Annotated in this window: 18 protein-coding genes and 1 pseudogene; 7 read left to right on the plus strand and 12 right to left on the minus strand. The window is 67.8% G+C overall.

Translation table 11 applies throughout. The features are described 5' to 3' along the window. The 7 genes from istB to BAY60_RS11100 all read right to left on the minus strand — a co-directional run. The coding region (istB, locus tag BAY60_RS11080) for an IS21-like element helper ATPase IstB (protein WP_112280875.1) at positions 1 to 676 on the minus strand (676 nt) is incomplete at its 3' end. Continuing rightward, positions 676 to 1,914: an IS21 family transposase gene (gene istA, locus BAY60_RS11085; protein WP_112280876.1), complete on the minus strand. Its 1,239-nt coding sequence runs from the start codon at positions 1,912 to 1,914 to the stop codon at positions 676 to 678. The genes istB and istA, both read right to left, overlap by 1 nt. A gap of 425 nt (positions 1,915 to 2,339) precedes the next feature. After that, positions 2,340 to 2,684 (minus strand): integrase core domain-containing protein, encoded by a 345-nt coding sequence (locus BAY60_RS37820; protein WP_245992434.1) that lies wholly within the window; start codon positions 2,682 to 2,684, stop codon positions 2,340 to 2,342. A 5-nt stretch (positions 2,685 to 2,689) separates the two neighbouring features. After that, positions 2,690 to 3,049 (minus strand): hypothetical protein, encoded by a 360-nt coding sequence (locus BAY60_RS37825; RefSeq protein WP_245992435.1) that lies wholly within the window; start codon positions 3,047 to 3,049, stop codon positions 2,690 to 2,692. Between the two features lie 18 nt (positions 3,050 to 3,067). After that, positions 3,068 to 3,283, minus strand: coding sequence for a hypothetical protein (locus BAY60_RS37830; protein WP_245992436.1), 216 nt, complete (start codon positions 3,281 to 3,283; stop codon positions 3,068 to 3,070). Next, positions 3,280 to 3,600, minus strand: a complete 321-nt coding sequence (locus tag BAY60_RS11095; protein ID WP_112280877.1) for a helix-turn-helix domain-containing protein — start codon at positions 3,598 to 3,600, stop codon at positions 3,280 to 3,282. Before BAY60_RS11095 ends, BAY60_RS37830 begins: the two co-directional genes overlap by 4 nt. A 26-nt stretch (positions 3,601 to 3,626) precedes the next feature. Beyond that, on the minus strand, positions 3,627 to 4,019 hold the full coding sequence (locus BAY60_RS11100; protein ID WP_112280878.1) for a TSUP family transporter: 393 nt from the start codon (positions 4,017 to 4,019) through the stop codon (positions 3,627 to 3,629). A 731-nt stretch (positions 4,020 to 4,750) separates the two neighbouring features. Between BAY60_RS11100 and BAY60_RS11105 the strand changes: the two genes are divergently transcribed. The 6 genes and pseudogenes from BAY60_RS11105 to BAY60_RS38500 all read left to right on the plus strand — a co-directional run bounded on the left by BAY60_RS11105 (position 4,751) and on the right by BAY60_RS38500 (position 9,476). Next, the gene (locus tag BAY60_RS11105; RefSeq protein WP_211330301.1) at positions 4,751 to 6,820 is read left to right on the plus strand and encodes an MMPL family transporter; all 2,070 of its coding nucleotides are present in this window, start codon (positions 4,751 to 4,753) and stop codon (positions 6,818 to 6,820) included. Positions 6,821 to 7,092: 272 nt separating this feature from the next. Next, positions 7,093 to 7,659: pseudogene (locus BAY60_RS38490) on the plus strand (HoxN/HupN/NixA family nickel/cobalt transporter); the annotation flags it as partial. A 118-nt stretch (positions 7,660 to 7,777) separates the two neighbouring features. Continuing rightward, positions 7,778 to 7,909: a HoxN/HupN/NixA family nickel/cobalt transporter gene (locus BAY60_RS38495; RefSeq protein WP_342769777.1), complete on the plus strand. Its 132-nt coding sequence runs from the start codon at positions 7,778 to 7,780 to the stop codon at positions 7,907 to 7,909. 57 nt (positions 7,910 to 7,966) lie between these two features. After that, entirely contained in the window at positions 7,967 to 8,233 is a 267-nt protein-coding gene (locus tag BAY60_RS11115; RefSeq protein ID WP_211330303.1) for a YgaP-like transmembrane domain, read from the plus strand. A 272-nt stretch (positions 8,234 to 8,505) separates the two neighbouring features. Next, positions 8,506 to 8,916 carry a GtrA family protein gene (locus tag BAY60_RS11120; protein WP_112280881.1) on the plus strand — a complete coding sequence of 137 codons (411 nt, stop codon included), beginning with the start codon at positions 8,506 to 8,508 and terminating at the stop codon, positions 8,914 to 8,916. A 317-nt stretch (positions 8,917 to 9,233) separates the two neighbouring features. Next, on the plus strand, positions 9,234 to 9,476 hold the full coding sequence (locus tag BAY60_RS38500) for a Chromate resistance protein ChrB (RefSeq protein ID WP_342769778.1): 243 nt from the start codon (positions 9,234 to 9,236) through the stop codon (positions 9,474 to 9,476). Between the two features lie 234 nt (positions 9,477 to 9,710). Here BAY60_RS38500 and BAY60_RS11130 read toward each other — a convergent pair whose 3' ends face one another. After that, positions 9,711 to 10,574, minus strand: a complete 864-nt coding sequence (locus BAY60_RS11130) for a cytochrome c biogenesis CcdA family protein (RefSeq protein ID WP_112280882.1) — start codon at positions 10,572 to 10,574, stop codon at positions 9,711 to 9,713. Beyond that, a complete protein-coding gene (locus tag BAY60_RS11135; protein WP_112282310.1) occupies positions 10,571 to 11,302 on the minus strand; it encodes a DsbA family protein in 732 nt (243 codons plus the stop codon). The genes BAY60_RS11130 and BAY60_RS11135 overlap by 4 nt, the downstream gene beginning before the upstream one ends. A 78-nt stretch (positions 11,303 to 11,380) precedes the next feature. Here BAY60_RS11135 and BAY60_RS11140 point away from each other — a divergent pair, with 78 nt between their 5' ends. Next, entirely contained in the window at positions 11,381 to 11,863 is a 483-nt protein-coding gene (locus BAY60_RS11140) for a hypothetical protein (RefSeq protein ID WP_112282311.1), read from the plus strand. 112 nt (positions 11,864 to 11,975) lie between these two features. Here the strand turns inward: BAY60_RS11140 and BAY60_RS11145 are convergent, their stop codons facing one another. The 3 genes from BAY60_RS11145 to BAY60_RS11155 are packed head-to-tail and all read right to left on the minus strand — an operon-like array spanning position 11,976 to position 14,611. Beyond that, the gene (locus BAY60_RS11145; RefSeq protein ID WP_112280883.1) at positions 11,976 to 12,941 is read right to left on the minus strand and encodes a M56 family metallopeptidase; all 966 of its coding nucleotides are present in this window, start codon (positions 12,939 to 12,941) and stop codon (positions 11,976 to 11,978) included. Then, the gene (locus tag BAY60_RS11150; RefSeq protein WP_112280884.1) at positions 12,938 to 13,297 is read right to left on the minus strand and encodes a BlaI/MecI/CopY family transcriptional regulator; all 360 of its coding nucleotides are present in this window, start codon (positions 13,295 to 13,297) and stop codon (positions 12,938 to 12,940) included. Before BAY60_RS11150 ends, BAY60_RS11145 begins: the two co-directional genes overlap by 4 nt. 39 nt (positions 13,298 to 13,336) lie before the next feature. Then, the gene (locus tag BAY60_RS11155; RefSeq protein WP_245992438.1) at positions 13,337 to 14,611 is read right to left on the minus strand and encodes a PQQ-like beta-propeller repeat protein; all 1,275 of its coding nucleotides are present in this window, start codon (positions 14,609 to 14,611) and stop codon (positions 13,337 to 13,339) included. Positions 14,612 to 14,854: the final 243 nt, after the last annotated feature.

A 14,854-nucleotide genomic window follows, 5' to 3' on the forward strand; every position in this document is an offset into this window, starting at 1 on the left:
CCGCAGCGACGATGTCGTCGCCGAAGACTTCGCCCCAGCGGCCGAAGGGTTTGTTGCTGGTGACGATGAGGCTGGCCCGTTCGTAGCGGCTGGAGACCAGCTGGAAGAACAGGTTGGCGGCTTCGGCTTCGAAGGGGATGTAGCCGACCTCGTCGACCACGATCAGCGGGATGCGGCCTAGCTTGACGAGCTCGGACTGGAGTCGGCCGGTGTGGTGGGCCTCGGCGAGGCGGGCGACCCACTCGGCGGCGGTGGCGAAGGCGACGCGGTGCCCGGCCTGGCAAGCCCGGATGGCCAGGCCGATCGCGAGGTGGGTCTTGCCGGTGCCGGGCGGGCCGAGGAAGACCACGTTGTCCTTGGCGGTGACGAAGTCCAGGGTGCCGAGGTGGGCGATGGTGTCGCGTTTGAGGCCTCGGGCGTGGTCGAAGTCGAACTCCTCCAGGCTCTTGCGGGCCGGGAAGCGGGCCGAGCGGATGCGGCCTTCCCCGCCGTGGGCTTCGCGGGCGGAGACCTCCCGCTGCAGGCAGGCGACGAGGAACTCCTCGTGCGTCCAGGACTCCGTGCGGGCCCGCTCCGCCAGCCGGGGCACCGATTCGCGCAGGGTGGGCGCCTTGAGTGCGCGGGTCAGGAACGCGACCTCGGCGGTCAGGTCCCGGCTGGTCTTGGTGGCGGGCATCAGGCCACCCCACCGTCGATGCCCAGGACGAGGTCGTAGTCGACCAGCCGGCGCTGCTCCACCTCCGGCTCACCGGTGGGCGTGTGGATGAGCTCGAGCCGGTCCCGGCGCAGCGCCCGCGCCGCCGCGAGGTGCTCGGCGCCGGTGAGGGTTTGGTGCTTGGCCCAGATCCGCTCATGGTCGGCCACCAGTTGGCCGGCGGCGAACACCCGGACCCGCTGCAAGTCGGCCACGATCTCCACGCGGCGGCCGATCGCGGCCGGGTGCACCGAGTAGTCGTTGCCGTCCAGCCGCACGTAATGATCGCGCGGCAGCCGCACAGAGCGCCGCCACCCAAGGCTCGGCGCCACCGGCGGCAGCGACAGCATGGCCGCCCGGTCGGCCACGACCCGATCCGCCGGGGCGCAGCCCAGGGACCGATGGTGTCGGGTGTTGGCCCGTTCCAGCCACCCGGCCAGCTGGGTGGTGAAGTCGGCCGGTGAGTCGAACACCCGGCCGGGCAGGAACGAGCGCTCCAGGTAGTCGTGCAGCCGCTCGACCAGGCCCTTGGCCTCCGGATCCGCCGGGCGACACACGATGACCTTGGTGGCCAGGGTGCCCCGGAAGGCCTGGCAGTCCTGAGTGAGCTCGCTGCGGCGGCCGCGCCAGCGGCCGATCGCGCCCTCGCCGTCCCAGACCAGCACCCGCGGCACCGCGCCCAGCTGCTCGATCAGCCCCCACCACCCGGCGAAGAGGTCCTCAGCCTCCCGGGACGGGATCAGCAGCGCCGAGGCCCACCGCGAATACCCGCACACCATCGTCAACACCGGCAGCCGCTTGGCCGTGCGAGCCTGCCCGAACCCCACCGGCAGCGTGATCGGCGGGAACCAGAAATCGCACTGCGCGATCTCGCCGGCGACGTAGCTGGTGCGCGAGGCCGGGTCCGGCGGCAAATACACCGGCCGCAGCTCGGCCACCCGACCCGACAGCGTCCGAATCGAGTACGGCCAGCCGATCCGCTCGGCGATCACCGTCGACGGCATCGTCGGCACCGCCTGCAACAACTCCCGAATCCGCGGCTCGAACGCATCGACCACCGAGCCCATCGGCCGCCGCACATATCGCGGCGGACCATCACTGGCCAGCGCCGAACGCACCGTGTTCCTCGAGATCCCCAGCACCCGCGCGATCTCCGAGATCGCCACACCCTCCGCCCGGCGTAGCCGGCGGATCTCAGCCCAATCCTCCACGCCCAACACCTGCTTCCTCCCTGGCTCGACTCCAGCCAGGGTCTCGGGGAAGCTGGTCAATTTTCGGTTGCCGCGCCCTGCTCAGTATTCGGTTGCCGTCGACACGAAGCAATGCCGATCTGCTCAGACTGCATCCACGAGCTCAGATGCATCATGCGACGCTGATGGATTCGCACCACAGCAGGCGCATAACCCTTACGCACCAACCACTCGGTGAACCCCGCCTCATATGAGGCCAACGGCCCGGATATCTCCAGCCGTGCACGAGACCACGTCACGATTTCCTCCTGTCCGGATCTCGTACTGGCACTGATCCAGGCGGAGAACCCATCACCCGTGACGCGAAATTATGCCGACCTCACCCGAATAGCCGCGTCCCCGATCAGGCCCGTTACAAGCAACATCGGCGGCTTCCCCCGCATGATTGTCCCGCGTCAAGAAATTGGCAGGTTTTTCGGCTCGGGAAAGTCGGGGAGGTCGGGTCGGGCGCGGCCGAGGTAGACGTCGATGGGCCGGTTCCACGAGAGGTGCTCGTGGGGTCGGACGTGGTTGAACTCGCGCCGGTAGTCGTGGGCGTGTTCGGCCAGCGCCGGCCCGTCGGTGATCTCTTCCCGGTAGAGGCGCTCGTACTTCAGCGACCCGTAGGCACGCTCGCGGACGCCGTTGGTGTGCGGTGCCCTGTTGCGGGTGCGCACATGCGCCAGCTCCGGGTGACGAGCCAGGAACCGGGCGAACTCGGCTCCCTTGAACGCAGGCCCGTTGTCGGTGGCCAGCCGCACCGGGATCAGCGCCCCTTGTCATCGCGGGGCAGCAGCTCGGCCAGCGAGTGCCCACTCAACGCGTGCACCTCGGCCAGGGCGAGCTCGACGGCGGCGATCGCGTCCCGACCTGCCTGGGTGGTAGCCAGGTGCCAGCCGAACTCGTACTTGGCGTAGTGATCGGCCACCCCGGCGATCCGCCAGGTCCCGCCATGCACGGTCTCGAACTCCGAGATGTCGAGCTGCCAGACCTGGTTCGGCCGCTCGGGTGGCTCGGTGAACGCCTGCCGCCGCGCGGCCGCCAACGCCCGACGTTCGGCGGTGTAGCTGCGCTCAAGCAGCAGCCCGCGGCGGCGCATGATCCGCTCCACGGTCGAGGCCGACACGTCATGGCCGTCGTAGCGCTATAGCGCCCAGACCTTGCGATGGCCCCACTCCGGGTGCGCCTCGGCGTGCTTGACCACGTACGGCTCGACCCGCTCGGTCACCGGCATCGGCCACGGTCCCGTGGTGGGCTCACCGGCCACCGTGCGGGCCTGCCATCGACGATAGGTTCGTTCGGGGATGCCGATGAGCTGGCAGAACCTCGACGTGGGCATCCCCGCCTGTACCCGGATCACCTCGAGGTCCTCAAAGGGCCCAGCCGATGCTCGGCCGACCGCTTCCACACCCGCAGCTCGACCGCGGCCTCACCCAGCGCGGTCTTCAGCTCCTCGATCTCGGCCCGCAGTGCGTCCTCCGCGCTGCTCGAGCCGCCGGGGCCACCCGGCTCCAGGCCTGCCCGGCCAGCCTCCAGGAACCGCTGCTTCCACTTGCCGACCGATGTCTCGGACACCTTGTTCCGACGGGCGGCCTCAGCCACGCTCATCTCCCCGGACAAGATCGACAACACGATCCGCATCTTCTCTTCCACCGGCACCGCAGGCGGACGAGACATCACACACTCCTTCTGGTCTGAACCAACTAATCGGTCCTGCCAGAAATCATGACGCACGACACCAGGAACCCGCCCCCGACCCCGAACAGGCCGGTCAGAAACCCGACGACCGCGCCCACGCCCAACGCGCGAGGCAGACACGCCCGCCAGTTCACCCGTCCACCGGCCACCGTGCACGCCCCCGCACCCGCCGCGCCGAACACTGCGGCGATCGGCCACCGCACCACGCCCTGGCGCAGCCGCGGGATGACCCCGCCCAGCGCCGACAGCCCCACCACCACCAACGACGCCGGGATCGCCTGGCGCACCGGCTCACCCACCCCGTAGACCAGGGCGGGCACCGCCAGAATCGACCCCCCGGCGCCGAGCAATCCCAGGGCCACGCCGATCAGGAGCCCGAAACCCGCCGCGAGGATCATTCAGGTTTCCCGGCGAGGGAAGCACCGGCTCCATCGGTTCCGGTCGCCGACTGCATCCAGACCCTCCCTTCGTTGGGCGACTACCCAGCGGGGTATTCCGCCAAACCCAGCTCGCCCGCTGCCGCGACGCGCACTCCCGCCATCGCCGTCTCGCAGCGTGGGCAGGTGTGTGGACAGCAGCGGCAGGTGCTCCCGGCCGTCGCCAGCACTACCGTACCCCGTAGGGTATAGTGGCCGCGGTGATCGTCCGAGGGGATGTCCACGTGCAGCAGAACCGGCAGGTTCCTCGCCTGCGTTGCGGCCAGGCAGGGTGGACTCGCGCCGGCCTTCCCGTCGTGAGCGGGCAGGTGCGGAGCGAGCGAGTGGCGCAGCGACCACGCGCCACAAGCCCGTCACATCGGACTCGGCCAACTCGCCACGGACCCGAGCCGGCCTGCCCGGCCAGTCGGTCACCGTCTGCGCTGAGATGCGCGCTCCGTCACCGTGGTCAGAGCTCTCAGCGCAGCAGACGGTTTTCCGGCGCCCGCGGTGGCAGCCCAGGCCGCCTCGCCTGACCCAGCGAGTCCGTCGCCCCGCTCCGGAGCGGCGGTCGTCGCACGCCCGAGCAAGCAGCCTTACCAGAATGTGGAGGAAACCGGATGATCGGTGTAACCCGTACCGACAGCCACCCGCCCGATACCGCGACACGCTCTGTGCAGCGAAGCGGCCCGCTGGGCAGGCTGGGGACGCGCATGGCCGCCCGCGCGTGGTGGGTGGTCGCGGCCTGGGTGCTGGTCGTCGGCGCGCTGGGTTCGTTCGCTCCGACGGTGTTCACGTCGCTGGCCGGCGCCGGGTGGCAGGCCAACGGATCCGAGTCGGTGCAGGTCCGCGAACTCGCCCAGCAGCACTTCGGCGGCAACGCGTCCTCGGCCATCCAGGTCGTCGTGCAGTCCGACGACGCCGTGATCAGCGACCCGGCCGTGCAACGAGTCCTCGATCAGGCCACCGACGTGCTCACCCAGGACAGTCGGATCGGGCAGGTCGTGCCGCCGCAACCGGGGATGACGATCAGCCCGGACGGTCGCACCGGCATCCTGCTCGCCGGGGCCAACGCCGACACCAACGATATGGTCCGCGCGGTCGACGACCTCAAGGCCGACCTGACCGGGCTGTCCACCTCCTCGGTGCAGGTGTATCCCACCGGGGCATCCGCGTTGTGGAGCGACTTCAACAAGGCCAACCACGACGCCATGATCCAGGCCGAAATGGTGTCATGGCCGGTCACCCTGGCGATCATGGTGCTCGCCTTCGGCTCGCTCGTGGCCGCGGGGCTCCCGTTGCTGCTGACCCTCGCGGGCCTCGGTGCCTCCGCCGGTGCGCTGGTGCTGCTCAACGAGGTCACCCCGATCTCGGTGTGGGCGATGAACTTCGCGATGATGTTCGCCCTCGCCCTGGGCATCGACTACGCGCTCTTCCTCGTCGTTCGCTTCCGCGACGCCCTGCGCAAGCTGGGTGACGCGCGGGCCGCGGTGGCCGAAACGATGGACACCGCCGGCAAGGCGGTCCTGTTGTCCGGCATCACCGTGCTGGTCAGCCTCTCCGCCGTGCTGCTCGTGCCCGCGCCGGCGGTGCGGACCATGGCCGTGGGCATCATGCTCGCCGTCGTCTTCGTGCTCGCCGCCACCCTCACCCTGCTCCCGGCCGTGCTGGGCAAGCTCGGCGCCCGGGTCAACGCCCTCGCCCTGCCCTGGGCCAAGCGCGCCGAGGCCTGCTCACCACGGTTCACACGATGGGGCGAGTTGCTGAGCCGCAAGCCATGGCCGTTCGCCCTCGGCGCAGTGCTGGTGCTGGTGGCCCTGTCTCTGCCGGTGTTCGGGCTCAAGGTCGCGATGCCCTCCATCCAGGTCGTTCCGGAGGACGCCCCGGTCCGGCAAGGCTATGAGGCCGTTCAGGACGGCTTCGGCGAGGGCGCTCCCGGCATGCTGCAGATCGTCACCCCCGCCACCGACGCCCAGGCCACCGCCGCCCAGGCCAAGGGCACCGACGGGATCGCGATGGTCACCCCACCGCAACCCGCCTCCGACGGCTCCGACTACACCCTGCTACAGGCCATGCCCACCGTCGACCCGTCCTCGCCGCAGCTGGCCGACACCCTCGACCGGCTTCGCGACACCCTGCCCAGCGGCGCGCTCGTCGGCGGCGCGCCGGCGGAGAATCTCGACCTGCAAGACGCCCTGAACGACTACCTGCCGCTGGTCGTCGGTGTGATCCTGGCGCTCGGGTTCCTCCTGCTCCTGGTCGCTCTGCAAGCCCCGGTCATCGCGCTGCTGGGCACCATCGTCAGCCTGCTCTCCACCGGCGCCGCGTTCGGCGTGGCGAAGCTGATCTTCCAGGACGGGCATCTCTCCGGGCTGCTCGGCTTCACCCCCCAAGGGTTCCTCGACGGCTGGGGACCGGTGTTCTTCTTCGCGATGATCTTCGCTATCGCCATGGACTACACCGTGTTCCTGCTCGCCACTGCCAAGGAACACTACGAGCTCACCGGCGAACCCCGGCGAGCCAAGGTCGACGGCCTGGCCCACTGCGGACGCGTCATCTTCGCGGCCGCCGCCGTCATGGTCGCCGTGTTCTTCACCTTCGCCCTCGCCGACCCGCTGCCCCCCAAGGAGATGGGCATCATCCTCGGCATCGCAGTCCTGCTCGACGCCGCACTCATCCGGCTCGTGCTGCTGCCCGTACTGCTCCGGCTCACCGGGCACGGAGCCTGGTGGTCACCCCGCTGGCTGCGCAAGATGCTGCCCACCATCCGCTTCTCCCACTGACCCGCCCGAGGGGTGGCCGCGGGGCACCGGCGTCCCGGCCACCCCTCGGCCCCGGACCGCACAGGCGGGTGATCAGGGCGACGAGACGAACCCAACCATTCCGGCGCCAGCGTTGTTCCTGCCGACCCTGTCGTGGACCATGCAATGGAGGCGACCAAGCCATGACCAAGCCCACAGTAGCCCGGGCGGGACCGGCCCCGGTGCCGCGGGCGTGGCGCTCGATCGGTGGCGTGGCCGGCTTCATCGTGGCTCTCAACGCACTCGGCTGGGGGATGCTGACTTTCGTTGTCGCACCGCAGCACCATGCCCTGAACGGCTCAACCGTGTTCGGTTTCGGGCTCGGTGTCACCGCGTTTGCACTCGGCGCCCGCCACGCCTTCGACGCGGACCACATCGCCGCCATCGACAACACCACCCGCACCCTCCTGTCCCAGGGACAACGTCCGCTGTCAGTGGGTTTCTGGTTCTCGCTCGGCCACTCCACCATCGTGTTCGCGCTTTCGACAGCGCTGGCTATAGGGGTGCGAGGGCTGAGCGGCGCAGTCGGCGACGAGACATCCACCCTGCATCACACGACCAGCGTCCTCGGCTCGGCGGTGTCCGGTGTCTTCCTCTACGCCATCGCCATCACGAACCTTGTCACGCTGGTCGGGATACTCAGGGTGTACCGACGGATGTGCCACCAGGCGGCCGGAGCAGCGGATCTCGATCAACAACTCGACCACCGCCGGTTCCTCAATCGCCTCATCAAAGGCACCACCAAGACAGTTCGCAAACCGTGGCACATCTATCCAGCAGGCCTGCTCTTCGGCCTCGGATTCGACACCGCCACCGAGATCGGTCTGCTCGTGCTCGCCGGCGGGGCCGCCCTATCCCTACCGTGGTACGCCATCCTCGTACTACCGGCCGCTCTTCACAGCAGGTATGACCACGTTCGACACAGCCGAGGGTGTTCTCATGAACGTCGCCTACGAGTGGGCGCTCATCAAACCATTTCGCCGGGTGTTCTACAACATCATGATCACGGCGCTGTCCGTCGGCGGCGCGTTTCTCATTGGCACGGTGCAACTGGCGTCACTGCTCGCCTAAACCTGAAGGCGGAGATCGCACACGATGTGCGATCTCGATACGACGAAGGAGACTAGATTGTCCGACTCCTCTTACGACGTTCCCGGAGCAACTTCACCGGATGCCCGGGCGACGTCGCCAAAGTGGCAGCTCGAACGAGTTCTCTTCGCGCTGGCGGGAACCTTGAATCTGACCGGCCTGCTTCTTTCCGTCATCGTCAGTGAATGGTTTCTGGTTATTATTGCAATGGTTGGGGTCAACCAATTGTTGTTTTCCGCAACCGGGTTTTGCCCAGCCTCGTTGATCCTCCGCCGTATCGGCGTAAAAGGGTCATGTAAGTGGTGAGCCCGCCCGAGGCTGTTGCTGATAGTGCCGCGATCATAATCAATCCTGAAATGATAGCCGACGATGGATTGCGGCAATCTCCGACGGTCCGGCAGCACTCGACGCACGAAATGCGGTAGAATACATACTTGGAGGGCTTATCGACTGCGGAGAATTGAATGGATCGCAGTTGGCCTGACAGGTGTCGTCCCAGTGAGCCGGTCGGCCGGTTGCGGAAGCTGGGGGCTCTGGGCCTCCACGCAGACGAAATTGGTTCCAATGGCAGGTAGCGGATGGCACGTGCAGATTTTCTCCGGCAGGCTGGCTGGTACCTCTCCGCCGGTGCGGCAGCTACTCTGGTGCAGGGATTACTATTCATCGTTCTTCGCACGCCGTGCGATGCGTCGTGCAGCAATGTGCTCGCAACTGGATTGAGTACCGTAGCCAACACCGAGTTTCACCGCCGTGTCACCTTCGCGGGAGCGCCCGACAGAAAACTGCGTCGACACGCGCAAACGCTGGTTTCCGCAGTGTTCTACGTACTGCATGGATCCGCGGCACTCGCCATACTGGACGCCGTCACAGGTACCTACAGTCTGCTTACCGAAGCACTGGTGGTCGTCACGGCCAGCGCATTTGCGGGAGCCACACGCTTCATCGTGTTGCGGCAATGGGTGTTCCCTTCCCAGAACAGACGCAGGTAGGCTGAATCTCCGGCCCCGAGCGGTACGGAGGCCGTATTGACAGCCGGATCGTGTGCTCGGCCGGTCTGGGAAAAGCAGCAAGCGACTGTTCGACAACAATGACGTGCTACGTGTCAAATGTAACGCCTGCCACATTGATTGTGATGGCATATGCGTCTTTTCAACCGAGGTCGATCGTTCTGGTGGCTCGGGTGCCAGCGGAAGCCTCCAGTCACCGTGTGGCAATCTAGCGAGATCTGCGCCCGATCGGAGCGCTTGAGCTGTGGCCACGGGGCTGGACGACGCCGCCAAGAGGAAAGGACCGAGTTTCTCGCCGACTGGAGCAAGTTCGATACCGAGATCGGCAAGACAGGTTTACCGTTGCCAAACTGGAAAAAGAGGAGCAGAGTCTGGAGCGGCTGTGCCGTTGGCACGGCGGCCTGGAGATCCGCGACCTGTTCGGCGCACCTGCGGTGGCAGGGGCCGAACAGCGCGTGAGAGTCTGCGTCCTGCGGTTGCAGGACGACACGGAGCGGGCATTTCGCGCCGCGCACGGACTGGACGGCGAGGCGGGCGCTTGAGACCCGGCTGGCTACAGACGCTGCATCGCTGTCGGCGCGCTCGTCGCTTCCGGGCAGGTGTTCGGCCTGGACGCAGGGAATGTGGCCTTCTCCCCGGACGGGTAAGACTGGCTGGTGTCCCGGTTCCTGGGCCGAAAGTGCGCCTGACGTTGATCAGAAAGCTGATCCAGCAAGCGCTGCGCGGGTCCCTCCACTCATGCGAGAGGACGGTTGGCAGGCCAACCCGAGAGCGTCTCACTGGACGCCGCTGTCGTCGGGCTGCCTGGGCTGCTTGTGGCGCTGGTGCCGGGCGCGGGCGAGGCGCACGACGAGCACCGTCAGGGCCCCGGCGACGAGCGCCAGGATTACCGCTGCGTTGGAGACGTTCGAGGTGAGGTCCTGCAGCCAGGCCTGCAGCGTGAACTGGGTATCGACGCTAGTGAGTCCGCCGAGGTTTGCTGTGCCTTCGGTGAACAGGAAGAGCGCACCAATGGCGATGAACAACAGTCCGGAGATCAGGCTGGTGGTGTGGGTGCGCAGCGGCCCCATGGTGATGTCGCGGCCTCGCAACCAGGTTTTGCGCCCCAGGTTGAGGCGATCCCACAACAGTGCCAGCACGAACAGCGGAGCGGCCATGCCCAGCGCGTAGAGGGCCATCAGCACGCCACCGTAGGCTGGGTCGCCGCCTGCTGCCGATACGGTGAGAACGCTGCCCAGGAGTGGCCCCGAGCAGAACCCAGCGAGAGCGTAGACGGTGCCCAGCGCGAAGACCGACGCCCCCGAAGCGATCTTGATTCTCGCGGCGGCGCGTTGAGCTGTGCTGATGCCGAAGCCCCTGCCCACGATCATAGCGATGCCGAACAGGATCAAGACGACACCGCCAACCGTGGTGGTGACACCGCGGTACTGCGTCAGCACGGCTCCGACCACGGCTACTCCCGCACCCAGCGGCACGAGCACGATCAGCAGCCCCGCGTAGAAGGCTGCGGTGCGGCGCGCGAGCGCACCGACGCGGTCGAAAGCGTAGGCGAAGAACGACGGCAGCAACAGCGCCGAGCACGGGCTGACCAGCGTTAACAGCCCGCCAAGGAAGGCGCCCAGTAATCCGATCTCGATCATGACTGCGCCGCCGCGCGGTCGATCGCGCTGACAAAGGTCTCCAGTGGTTGAGCACCCAGGATGGGCTCTCCGTTGATCACAAACGTCGGGGTGCTGGACACGCCAATCGAGGCGCCTTCGGTGAGATCGTTCCGGATCGCCTCGTCGAAGCGCTGGTCGTCCATCGCGGCGGTGAACTTCGCCATATCCGGCATCCCCACCTCGCGGGCATAGCCACGCAGCTTCTCCTGCGTGAGGTCGGGGTGGCCGGTCGGTGGCGAGTCCCCGAAAACGGCGCGGTTGAACTCCCAGAACCTGCCCTGCTCGGCCGCTGCGCGGCCGGCCCTGGCTGCCTCCATCGACTGCGTGCCGAAGATCGGCAGATCCCGCCACTCGATGCGCAGGACACCGTCCCGGACATAACGTTCCACCAGGATCGGCTCGGTGTCGCGGCTGAACTTGGCGCAGAACGGGCAGCGGTAGTCGGAGTACATGACCATGGTCACCGGAGCGTCGACGTCGCCGATTGCTAGCGGGTCGCCCTGCTCCCGGCGGGCGAGGTTTGCCAATGGGTTCTCGCCCTGGGCAGCGGCTTGTTCTTGCGACGGGGGCTGCCCGGGTGGGGCCGCGGCGTCCTGCCCGGGGGGCTTGGCGAGCAGGTACGTGATCAGGCCTGCGGCGACGAGGACCAGCACGACGACCAGCACGGCATCGCGCTTCCACGTGTCCCGCCCCGAGGTTTTCGACATCGACACTCCAATCCATCCCGGACCCCAACTACTATGAATGATAGTAGCGATGTGTTCGAGAGGAACTGGAAGTGCCCCATGGCGATCACGACGAGTTCGACAGACCGGTCCACCCCACGAACCCGCGGCAGGCTGCTGCGCGCCACTGTCATGAGCGGTCTCGCCCTGCTGGTAGTCGGGGTGCCCACCGACATCGTCGACACGCCGCTGTTCTCCCGGGGAATCCCGGTCCGCTGGTGGGAGTACCCGGTGCTGGTGGCCACCGTCGCGCTCACCGGGGCGTGGTTCGCCATCCAGGGGCCGACATCCTCCGACCGCGCTCGGCGCACCCCGCTCGGCGGGGTGTTGCTGTCGGTGTTCGCGGTGGGGTGCCCGGTGTGCAACAAGCTGGTGCTCATCGCGCTCGGTACATCCGGCGCGTTGAGTATCTGGCAGCCGGTCCAACCGTTCCTGGCGCTGATCTCGCTGGGCCTGCTCGGTTTCGCCGTTACCCAACGCTGGCGGCGTCGCCACTGCGCGGATAACACGTGTCCCGCGCCAGGATCCACGACATCAGCCTGACGAAGACAGGCTGTGTTCCGCGGTCCCGCCGGGGTGTCACTCTCTGCGTCGGCATACCGCGCGCTTTGGGTCGGTGTCTTCTCCGCGGTTCGCCGGTTCGGGTGGCTGCTGGTTATCCCGTGACGCCGAGGCAGTAGAGCGCCACCAGTGTGGCGACCACGGCGAGGGAGGCCACTGTCGGTATGGCGGTCAGCGCGGCTCCCGCGACGTAGTCAAGCTGTACGGGGAGCCTCCGCAGCCCTGCCCGCTCCGTGGACAGCCACAGCAGTCGCGCCTCGACGGACTCGCGGGACATCTCCAGCGCGCCGCTGTGGGGACCGAGCGGCGTCGGCGCTGGGGTGCCACCCTGGCTCATGGCCAGTAACGCCGAACGTAGCGGTTCAGATCCATGGCTTCGTGCGGCCGAGGCGTCGGCAGCCAGTTCGGACAGGATCCGGATGGCTCCTGGCGCCCGCCGAGCGAGCGGAACGAATGGCAACGCGGCCGAGAGGATGTCGGCGGCCAGTATCAGCAGGTGGTGTCTGCCACGCAGGTGGGCTCGTTCGTGCGCGAGCACCGCCGCGCACCGAAGGGCTCCCAGCCGTCGCACGCCAGTGGTGGCCACGATGGCGCCGCGGCGCCGCCCAGCCACGCTGTAGGCCACCGGTTTCGCCTCCTCAATCCAGAGGACGGACCGCTCGCCCTGGCACACGGACCGCAGCAACGTGAGGTGTGCACGCCGCCAGCACCGGTGCTGCCGCACCCGGCGGACGGCAATGACGGCCGACCGGGCGGCCAGCCCGATAATGACACCGGTGAGACCGAGCCGCACGATGTGCTCGGCCACGATCTCGCCGCCACGGATGATGTTCACGCAACTGTTGGCCATGCCGATCAGCCCGTCGACGTCCACCGAGCGAGGCAGCACCAGCAACACAGCCGCCCCGAGTGCAGCAACCAGCATCATCGCGGTTGAGCTGACCCAGCCGGCGAGCGCGAGCCCCGGACGTAGGCTCGGCGTCGCGGCGGTACGCAGGTAGCTCGGCGCGGCCACGCCCATCACGACAGCCGCCGCCAGCAGGCCCAGTGCGATCGTCACCGCTGCCCCTTCGATCGCAGTGCGCGCCGCAGAATGTCCGACTCCTCGGGGGTCATCGATCGGGCAAAGTGCAGTAGGATGCGTTCGGAGTCGCCGCTGGTCTGCAGCACTTCCCGCAGCAGCTTCGCGCCGACCTCTTCGCGCGACTCGGCTGCCGTGTACTCGTAGGCGCGTCCTGCCCGAGCGCGCCGGGCGTAGCCCTTCCCGTGCAGCTTGTCCAGCACGGTCATCACGGTCGTGTAGGCGAGTGGCCGTGTGGTGTCGAGCCGTTCCAGCACGTCACGCACACGTAACGGGCGTGTCGCGGACCACAGCACGTCCATGACCCTGGCTTCCAGTTCCCCAAGACCTCGCATCCGACCACCCTTTCGCCAACGTCGGCCTGTCGGTTCGATTCACCGTGTCCGGTAGGCGACGAAGCCCGGACCTGCCCCAGCGAGACGGTCGTTCGGTTCGGCAGCCGGATCACGCGGCAGGGCGGTGAGGAGGGTGCCCTTGTTGGCTGCGACGGGGGCAGGCCAGTCGCCTTGCTCGAGGATCCGGCCGGTGGCCAACTGGACTGCGACCGACTGTCCAGCCCGCGTACCGAAGCCCACTCCGCCGTCCGCGACCGTGATGTCCACCAGCCCAGCCCCGCCACCATTGATGGTCCAGTCCAGCTGTCCGGAGTCAAGGTCGTAGGCGCGTGTCTCGGTAAAGCCGTTGAGGCCAGCCACGATCGCCGCCTTACCCTGGTCGGCCACGACGGTCCGAACGTCGGTCTCGTTCCCGAGTGCTACCAGCAGGTTGCCGGTGCGCAGATCGTGCAGAGCGGTTCGCGGTGCGCTTGCCGCGCCGTCGCCGTCACTCCCGGACCAGCGCAGGGCCACCACCCCCGCCTTGGAGGCCTGCGTGCTGCTCAGCAGCTCGACAGAACGAGCCCGGCTCGGCCACTGCGGCGGCAGGTGGAGCTCGGTCGAGGTCCACAGCACCTCTCCCGTGCTGGTGTCGACGGCCGTGAGGGTGCCGTCCTTGCCGAAGAGCCCGAGGCCGTCGTGCTCGTAGAGCGGCACCGCATCCCTCGTGGGTGGCTCGACCGGTTCCCCTGTGTCGGTGTTGAGCATGACCCGCGGCCCGGTTTCACCACCCACCACCGAGGCGGTGACCTTTCCGAAAATCAGGCCTGGCCCCTGCAGCGGTCCGGGAACGCGCACCGGGCCCCACACTCGGTGTCCGTCCTGGGCGTCATACGCATTCGCGGTGGTCTCGGTGGCGACCTTGTCACCGCGGTTGTCGGCGTTGCTGGCCAGCACGACCGCGGCGGGTCGGTCGTTGACGCGGGTCACGCCATAACCGACGCAGGACGGATTCGTCCACACCCGCCACCGGGTCGCGCCGGAGAGATCGACACCCACAATGGACAGATCCGACTGAGTGTCGACGGGAAATACCACGCCAACCAGCGTGTCTCCCGCGGCGAGGGGCACGTCGTCGAACGGCGCCTTCCAGGCCGGCTGGGGACCCGATAGTGCGGGCGCCCGCCACTGCGCGACCTCGGGCGGTGGCACCGGTGGCTTGGTCGCGGTCACCAGTTCCGGCAGGGGCAGTGCGGCGCCAGTCGTTTCAGCGCTGCTGTTGCTGCCGTCGCTACTGCACGCCGACAGGGCAACCGCAGCCGCCACGATGGTCACGGCCAGCCGTCTGGACGCGCGGTGCTGCATCGATCCTCCGATCCCATCACTACTATATGTCATAGTAGTGATGGGGTGCGGTGGGGATGATCCCATGGCCCCATGCGGCGTCGAGTAGTCGATCGCGGTGTCCACGGCGGGCTTGCCAGCGTGGACACCGCGAGCAGATACCTATCACGGTCTAGTGGTCTCCTGTGCCAGCCGGGGCTGGAACGGGGTCAGGACACCGTCGTCTCGGCATGG

The organism is Prauserella muralis (genome assembly GCF_003202285.1).
Taxonomy (GTDB): Bacteria; Actinomycetota; Actinomycetes; order Mycobacteriales; family Pseudonocardiaceae; genus Prauserella_B; species Prauserella_B muralis.

What these genes read in the sequence shown, in the direction of transcription:
- BAY60_RS11095 (WP_112280877.1), bottom strand. Translation starts at nt 3,600, where the DNA reads ATGTCTCGTCCGCCTGCGGTGCCGGTGGAAGAGAAGATGCGGATCGTG.
- BAY60_RS11100 (WP_112280878.1), bottom strand. Translation starts at nt 4,019, where the DNA reads ATGATCCTCGCGGCGGGTTTCGGGCTCCTGATCGGCGTGGCCCTGGGA.
- BAY60_RS11105 (WP_211330301.1), top strand. Translation starts at nt 4,751, where the DNA reads ATGGCCGCCCGCGCGTGGTGGGTGGTCGCGGCCTGGGTGCTGGTCGTC.
- BAY60_RS38495 (WP_342769777.1), top strand. Translation starts at nt 7,778, where the DNA reads ATGAACGTCGCCTACGAGTGGGCGCTCATCAAACCATTTCGCCGGGTG.
- BAY60_RS11120 (WP_112280881.1), top strand. Translation starts at nt 8,506, where the DNA reads ATGGCACGTGCAGATTTTCTCCGGCAGGCTGGCTGGTACCTCTCCGCC.
- BAY60_RS11130 (WP_112280882.1), bottom strand. Translation starts at nt 10,574, where the DNA reads ATGATCGAGATCGGATTACTGGGCGCCTTCCTTGGCGGGCTGTTAACG.
- BAY60_RS11135 (WP_112282310.1), bottom strand. Translation starts at nt 11,302, where the DNA reads ATGTCGAAAACCTCGGGGCGGGACACGTGGAAGCGCGATGCCGTGCTG.
- BAY60_RS11140 (WP_112282311.1), top strand. Translation starts at nt 11,381, where the DNA reads ATGGCGATCACGACGAGTTCGACAGACCGGTCCACCCCACGAACCCGC.
- BAY60_RS11150 (WP_112280884.1), bottom strand. Translation starts at nt 13,297, where the DNA reads ATGCGAGGTCTTGGGGAACTGGAAGCCAGGGTCATGGACGTGCTGTGG.